Source organism: Coleofasciculus sp. F4-SAH-05 (genome assembly GCF_040222985.1).
GTDB lineage: Bacteria > Cyanobacteriota > Cyanobacteriia > Cyanobacteriales > Coleofasciculaceae > Coleofasciculus > Coleofasciculus chthonoplastes.
Genome location: NZ_JAVKBY010000043.1, coordinates 1 through 6,825 on the forward strand (window position 1 = coordinate 1; position 6,825 = coordinate 6,825).

The following is a 6,825-nucleotide window of genomic DNA, read 5'->3' on the forward strand; positions in this document are numbered from 1 at the left end:
CGACTACGTGTAGCCTGTTTCTGGACGGAACCCGCTATGCCAGGTTGTCTTGGTTCAATATACAGGAAGCGATTAGCTTTATTTGATTAACCTGTATCTTACTAAGGTAGTATATTCAAGCTGTATTGACCGCCTATCCATCCCAACACCAACCTGCACTCAGGTATGGTGTTGGGCTTCCGGCTAAGAAAGCTAAATGAACAACAAAACCCGCCCTCCCCACCGATAAAGACGCATTTTGGCACGTCTGAAACCTTCTAGCATTAACCTGGCAAATCTGTACTCCCCATCAGGTAGCGATCGCACTCACGGGCAGCACCTCGTCCTTCGTTGAATGCCCAAACCACCAAACTTTGACCCCGGCGACAGTCTCCGGCGGCAAAGACACCGGGAATGCTGGTGGCATAGTTCCCATACTCGGCTTTTATATTACTCCGGGCATTACGTTCTAAGCCCAAGGCATCCAGCAGGGGTTGTTCTGGTCCCAGGAAACCCATAGCTAAGAGGACAAGCTGGGCGGGAATCACTTTTTCTGTACCCGGAACCGGACTGGGAATAAATCGACCTTGGTCGTTTTTCTGCCACTCAATTTGCACCGTATGCACCGCTTTCACATTTCCCGCGTCATCCCCCTCAAACTTAGTCGCGGTGGTGAGATAGGAACGGGGATCAGCGCCAAACTTCGCCGCCGCTTCTTCCTGCCCATAATCCAGGCGATAAATCTTGGGCCACTCGGGCCAGGGGTTGTCGGGGGCGCGTTCTAGGGGCGGTTGGGGCATGATTTCTAGTTGCACCAGACTCTTGCACCCGTGGCGCAGGGACGTACCAACGCAGTCGGTTCCCGTATCACCGCCGCCGATAATCACCACATCTTTGCCTTCGGCGGAGATAAAGTTGCCGTTTTTGCTGTTATCTAAAATGGCTTTGGTATTGGCAGTCAGGAAATCCATGGCGAAGTGGATACCCTTTAACTCCCGTCCTTCGATGGGTAAGTCCCGTGGCTTGGTCGCGCCCGTGCAAAGGACTACGGCGTCAAATTCTTTGACTAGATTCTCGGTGGGGAAGTCTTTGCCCACCTCGGTGTTGCAGATAAACTTAACCCCTTCTTGTTCAAGCTGGTCAAGGCGACGCTGAACGACTTGCTTTTTGTCCAGTTTCATGTTGGGGATGCCATACATGAGTAAGCCGCCGGGACGATCTGCCCGTTCAAATACGGTGATCCAATGACCGGCTTTATTGAGTTGGGCAGCCGCACAGAGTCCAGCCGGTCCAGACCCCACAATCGCGACTTTTTTCCCGGTGCGCTTGGTTGGGGGTTCGGGTTCGACCCAGCCTTCCTCCCAGCCTTTGTCAATAATCGAACATTCGATATTTTTGATGGTCACGGGGGGGTTATGGATACCCAAGACACAGGAACCCTCACAGGGCGCTGGACAGACACGACCGGTGAATTCGGGGAAGTTGTTGGTTTTGTGCAAGCGATCGAGTGCCTCGCGCCATCGACCCCGATAAATTAGGTCGTTCCACTCTGGGATTAGGTTGTTGATTGGGCAACCGCTTGCCATACCCTTGATCATGGTTCCGGTATGGCAAAATGGCGTGCCGCAGTCCATACACCGCGCCGCCTGAGTTTGGAGTTTTTCCTCTGGCATGGGCAGATGGAACTCATCCCAGTTGCCAATGCGACTGTCGGGTTGCAGTTCTGAGGGCAATTCGCGGAGATATTCGATAAAGCCGGTTGGTTTTCCCATAGTGATGCCTCAAGTTTAGAGTAGGGTATAGTTGTGGCTAAGGTGTCATTCGGCGATGGTGATGCAGTCCCTAGACTATTTTGGCGGCAAATCCTCACCAATCGGTCATTTACGGTGATCGGTGACCAATTAAGCGGATGGAAGACTGTCTAGAGACGTTAAAAGCAGCATCTGTACCAAGTCAAAAGTCAAAATCAGAGATATTTTGTAGTATTTGTTACATTTTGTCAATCATTTTGGCGTTTAAATGCGAGGTTGAGTTTAATAAAAGGTTAGATTGGCTGCGGTTCAGTGGCTAGGATTCATTAAGGTTTAGGTTCTGATTGAAGACGGCTAGAGATAGGATACAAAATAATTGCTTCTAGGGTTTCATATTTTCACATTTTTTTATAAAGCAACCCCGTTTCGTTGGTGTCGGAAGGTGTCGGAAGTTAGTCAGCCCTGAATTAAAATACTCGAAGAGAAGCCGCTCCGCGTCTACGGGCTAAGAGCTCGCGTCCCGTTAAAACGGGTTAATAACTTTAATTGTGTCCACCTACTTATGACAAATGACAAATGACAAATGACAAATGACAAATGACAAATGACAAATGACAAATGACAAATGACAAATGACAAATGACAAATGACAAATAACTTATGCCACAATCAAGGCAGTATTTGAGATAATCGGCAATGGCTTGGTCGGCGGGACAGCAGTTGCAACGTGGCAAATATACGATTGAGAAGGAGTTAGGATCAGGACGGTTTGGGATAACCTATTTAGCCCGCGATCGCACGTCCCAACGCTGTGTGGTGAAAACCCTGAGTGATACGTTACTCAATCAGCTTACTCCACCGGAACTTAATCGACTTCAGGATAAGTTGTGGCAAGAGGCGGTGAAGTTGGCGCAGTGCAAACACCCTCATATTGTCCGGGTTAAGGATTCGTTTAAAGAGGGTGATCAAGTTTGTCTTGTCATGGAGTATATTCAGGGGCAAGATTTAACCCGTGCCAACCGACTGACAGAAAAAGAAGCATTACACTATATTCGCCAAATTGGGTCAGCGCTGATGGTGGTGCATGAGAATAACTTGGTGCATCGGGATGTTCGACCTGCGAATATTATCATGCGTCAGGGGAAACGGGAGGCGGTGTTAATTGATTTTGGGTTAGCGGTGGGATTTGATCACCCGTTGACGACAATTAATCCGACAACCGCCGATGGGTTTACACCCCTGGAATTATATCATGTGGATGCCGAACGCGGCGCTTATACGGATGTGTATTCCTTAGCCGCCACATTGTATCAATTATTAACCGGAGAAAAACCGCCCAGTGTCCGCGATCGCAGTTTGGCAAGGGCTAAATTAAAGCCACCTCAAGAGGTGAATCCCCAAATGAGCGATCGCACAAATCAGGCGATTCTCCGAGGGATGGCGTTAGCCCCCGAAGAACGCCCCCAAACCATGCCGGAATGGTTGGATTTATTGGGGGTTATGCCTCAAATTCCCCAACCTTGGCGCAATTGGGATTTGACAATGTGGTTAACGATTATTGGCACAATTGCTGGGATTTTAAGTATGATTGCTGGGTTTTTAGCCCTCAAGCCGCCCTCAGCACCACCACCAGAACCCACACCTGAGATTACGCCAACCTCACAGCAGATTCAGCCAGAAACACGATACCTTGATCTGACCCCTCCCTAACTCTCCCATTGCCAAGGGGAGGGAACAAGGAACTCGGTTATGGCATGATCAAACTATACGGTAACCTCAAAATAAAAAGCGAATGGAGACACTAGAACTTAAACTCGATAAAAAGACCCTCGATCTGGCGCAATGGTTAGCCGAATCGCGCCGTTGTAATCTATCTGAACTGATTACAGAAGCCATTAACAAGCTGGCTGTTAAAGAATCGGCACAAGACCGGATAATAGGAATGTTTGCTGATGAACCTGACGTTGTTGATGAGATACTAGAAGAGATTATGCGCGATCGCGCTGCACATCCTCTCAATCAGAACTGTGAACAAAGCACTCCTTTACACTAAATTCCTAGAAAATAATTCTCCGTAATGTTAAAAGCAACTTGCTATGCAAATTCGAGACTATTTCAATTTTATTGCTCCTGATGATATCCGCATTCAGGACAGTCGCATCGGGATTGAAAGCGTTATTTACGAGTATATTTACCGGGCTAAAACACCTGAAAAAATTACCAAATAATTTGAAAGTATTACCCTAGAACAGGTTTATGCGACGATTCTTTACTACCTACACAACACCGAAGAAGTGAGTGCTTACTTGGCAGATTGGTTAGCATTTTGCCGTCAACAGCGAGACGAGCAAAAACAGAATCCTTCTCCGGCACAGCAGAGATTTAGCCAATTGAAAGCAGAGGCAGAAGTTCAGCAAAAATATTCTGATTTCACCCTCTTCCCCTAACCCCTTCTCCCATCGAGGGAGAAGGGGAACCGGAATTATTAATGCTCAAAAATGTAGCTGGCTATGTCTTCTCTTGCTCCCCTCTCCCCGGCGTGGGAGAGGGGTTGGGGGTGAGGGGGTTCTTAACAATGACACCACTCATCGACAGATATCCTGATGCCATCCACAGATTGTGACAAAATCAATACAGATAAACATTAGAAAACTGTATCTCCATGGTGATAATTTTCACCCTCTTCCCCTAACCCCTTCTCCCATCGAGGGAGAAGGGGAACCGGAATTATTAATGATAAAAAATGTAGCTGGCTATATCTTCTCTTACTCCCCTCTCCCCAGCGTGGGAGAGGGGTTGGGGGTGAGGGGGTTATAGCTAAACGATGACACCCCTAATCAACAAACATCCTGATTTCAGCTACCGATTGTGACAAAATCAATACAGATAAACATTAGAAAACTGTATCTCCATGGTGATAATTTTTACCCTCTTCCCCTAACCCCTTCTCCCATCGAGGGAGAAGGGTAACCGGAAGTATTAATAATAAAAAATGTAGCTGGCTATATCTTATCTTACTCCCCTCTCCCCAGCGTGGGAGAGGGGTTGGGGGTGAGGGGGTTCTTAACAATGACACCACTCATCGACAAACATCCTGATTCCATCCACCGATTGTGGCACAATCAAGACAGGATTATCGCAAAAATCATCAATGGTCTGGGTCAAGGGACAAAAATTACACGGTCGTCGCTACGTCATTGAACGAAAACTCGGTCAAGGTGGCTTTGGCATCACCTACCTGGCAAAAGACAAAAAAGGCAACCCCCTCGTCATCAAAACATTGAAAGACGAAGTGATGACGAATCCCGACTTTATCGATTTTCGCGATAAATACCAGCGAGATTTTGAGAGGGAAGCTACCCGATTAGCCGTGTGTAGACACCCGCATATTGTACAGATTGAAAATGTCTTCCATGAACAATCCCTTCCCTGTATTGCCATGGAATATATCCAGGGAGAAGACTTATGGCGGCGGGTGAGAAATCGCAGTCCTTTGTCGGAAGCTGAAGCATTAGGTTATATCCAGCAGATTGGGGAAGCGCTGACGCTGGTTCATGACAAAGGCTTATTGCATCGGGATTTAAAACCGCACAATATTATGGTGCGTTCTGGTGTATCAGAAGCGGTACTCATTGATTTTGGCATTGCTAGAGAATTTATCCCTAATCTCACCCAAACTCATAGTGTTCATGTCACACCCGGTTTTGCTCCCCTTGAACAGTATGATGAACAGGCACATCGGGGAGAATATACGGATGTGTATGGGTTAGCGGCGACGCTGTATTGTTTATTGACGACAAAAGTACCACCACCTACTTTTATGCGAGTGGTGCGGGATTCGTTGCAACCGCCACAGGCGCTGAATTCAAATGTGAGTGATAGGGTGAATCAAGGGATTTTGACAGGGATGGAACTGCAACCGGAAAATCGTCCTCAATCAGTGTTGGAATGGTTGCGGTTATTGATTCCTGAGAATTTGGATGAGGAGTTGAGTTCAGAATGTGGTATCGATTACCGCCGACTGCGAGATTTATTAGCTGCTGGAGAATGGAAAGAAGCGGATAGAGAAACGGCAGATAAAATGCTGGCTGTGATTGGCAAAGAAAGCTGGTTGGATGTTGAAAGAGAAGATATAGACCAATTTCCTTGTACTGACCTACGAACGATTGACCGTCTCTGGGTAAAATACAGCAATGGACGCTTTGGTTTTTCTGTGCAAAAGCGAATTTGGCAAAGTGTAGGGGGTCAACCAGGCTATCAAAAGTTTGGTGATACCGTGGGTTGGCGTGAAAAAGATGATTGGATAATACATAAAGACCTTTTTAGTCTAAATGCCCCCCAGGGACATCTCCCGTTGTGGGATTTGTGTGTTTTGGGTTTGAGTGCTGTTCTCTTCTCTCGCGTCGAGACTTGTAAAATGTAACATATAAAGGTTTCAGCAAATTGTAACCATTTACAACAGAGGCAAAATCCACGAAGTCTTGCGGGTTCTACGTTGACCATACCTGACACCGCCCTAACCCAAAAGCAACAGTAATTCAATCAAATGTATGGCTAGAGATGCCTTTCATAACGCAGTAAAAGTGGCACTACAAAAAGAAGGCTGGATAATCACGGCTGATCCGCTACAGATTAAGTTTGGCAAGCTTGACTTGTATATTGATTTAGGCGCAGAACAGGTTATCGGCGCAGAGCAAAATGGACAGAAAATAGCCATTGAAATTAAGAGTTTTCTAGGACAGTCTGCGGTTACTGAATTTCACAGAGCGATTGGACAATTCATTAGTTACCGAGATGTCCTCAGAGTGGTTGAGCCGGAGAGAGTTCTCTATCTCGCTGTACCACAACTTATCTATGATGATTTTTTTAAAGTGCAAGAGTTGGCTCAGTTAGTCGTACAAACGAATCAAATTAAAATTATGGTCTATAACCCAGTTTTGGAGACAATTGTGCAATGGATAAACTAGAACAATATCGCCAAGCTGTCCAGCAAGTCTTAACCAAATATGGCAGCTATAAACCGATAAACGTACAGATTGAAGTACAAACAATTTTTGATACTGAACGCAACCATTACCAAGTGGTGAGTGTGGGT

The 6,825-nt window shown here is 46.5% G+C and carries 7 protein-coding genes and 1 pseudogene; 6 read left to right on the forward strand and 2 right to left on the reverse strand.

Annotation, left to right across the window (positions count from 1 at the left end):
* Positions 1–263: 263 nt before the first annotated feature.
* Together gltD and RIG27_RS04605 are read right to left on the reverse strand one after the other, a co-directional pair.
* The gene (gltD, locus tag RIG27_RS04600; RefSeq protein ID WP_446342880.1) at positions 264–1,751 is read right to left on the reverse strand and encodes a glutamate synthase small subunit; all 1,488 of its coding nucleotides are present in this window, start codon (positions 1,749–1,751) and stop codon (positions 264–266) included.
* Positions 1,752–2,290: 539 nt separating this feature from the next.
* Positions 2,291–2,464: a hypothetical protein gene (locus RIG27_RS04605; RefSeq protein WP_446342882.1), complete on the reverse strand. Its 174-nt coding sequence runs from the start codon at positions 2,462–2,464 to the stop codon at positions 2,291–2,293.
* On the opposite strand from RIG27_RS04605, the gene RIG27_RS04610 reads away from it, so the two are divergent.
* From RIG27_RS04610 to RIG27_RS04635, 6 genes and pseudogenes are all read left to right on the forward strand, one after another.
* A complete protein-coding gene (locus RIG27_RS04610) occupies positions 2,427–3,440 on the forward strand; it encodes a serine/threonine protein kinase (protein ID WP_446342884.1) in 1,014 nt (337 codons plus the stop codon). The genes RIG27_RS04605 and RIG27_RS04610 overlap by 38 nt on opposite strands.
* 82 nt (positions 3,441–3,522) lie before the next feature.
* Entirely contained in the window at positions 3,523–3,783 is a 261-nt protein-coding gene (locus RIG27_RS04615; RefSeq protein WP_446342886.1) for a hypothetical protein, read from the forward strand.
* Positions 3,784–3,826: 43 nt separating this feature from the next.
* Positions 3,827–4,177 (forward strand): annotated as a pseudogene (locus RIG27_RS04620) (DUF433 domain-containing protein).
* 704 nt (positions 4,178–4,881) lie between these two features.
* Positions 4,882–6,153: a GUN4 domain-containing protein gene (locus RIG27_RS04625; protein WP_446342888.1), complete on the forward strand. Its 1,272-nt coding sequence runs from the start codon at positions 4,882–4,884 to the stop codon at positions 6,151–6,153.
* 127 nt (positions 6,154–6,280) lie between these two features.
* Positions 6,281–6,697, forward strand: coding sequence for a XisH family protein (locus RIG27_RS04630; protein WP_446342890.1), 417 nt, complete (start codon positions 6,281–6,283; stop codon positions 6,695–6,697).
* Positions 6,685–6,825: element excision factor XisI family protein (locus tag RIG27_RS04635; protein ID WP_446342892.1), on the forward strand; the 141-nt coding region annotated here is incomplete at its 3' end. The genes RIG27_RS04630 and RIG27_RS04635, both read left to right, overlap by 13 nt.

What these genes read in the sequence shown, in the direction of transcription:
- gltD (WP_446342880.1), bottom strand. Translation starts at nt 1,751, where the DNA reads ATGGGAAAACCAACCGGCTTTATCGAATATCTCCGCGAATTGCCCTCA.
- RIG27_RS04610 (WP_446342884.1), top strand. Translation starts at nt 2,427, where the DNA reads ATGGCTTGGTCGGCGGGACAGCAGTTGCAACGTGGCAAATATACGATT.
- RIG27_RS04615 (WP_446342886.1), top strand. Translation starts at nt 3,523, where the DNA reads ATGGAGACACTAGAACTTAAACTCGATAAAAAGACCCTCGATCTGGCG.
- RIG27_RS04625 (WP_446342888.1), top strand. Translation starts at nt 4,882, where the DNA reads ATGGTCTGGGTCAAGGGACAAAAATTACACGGTCGTCGCTACGTCATT.
- RIG27_RS04630 (WP_446342890.1), top strand. Translation starts at nt 6,281, where the DNA reads ATGGCTAGAGATGCCTTTCATAACGCAGTAAAAGTGGCACTACAAAAA.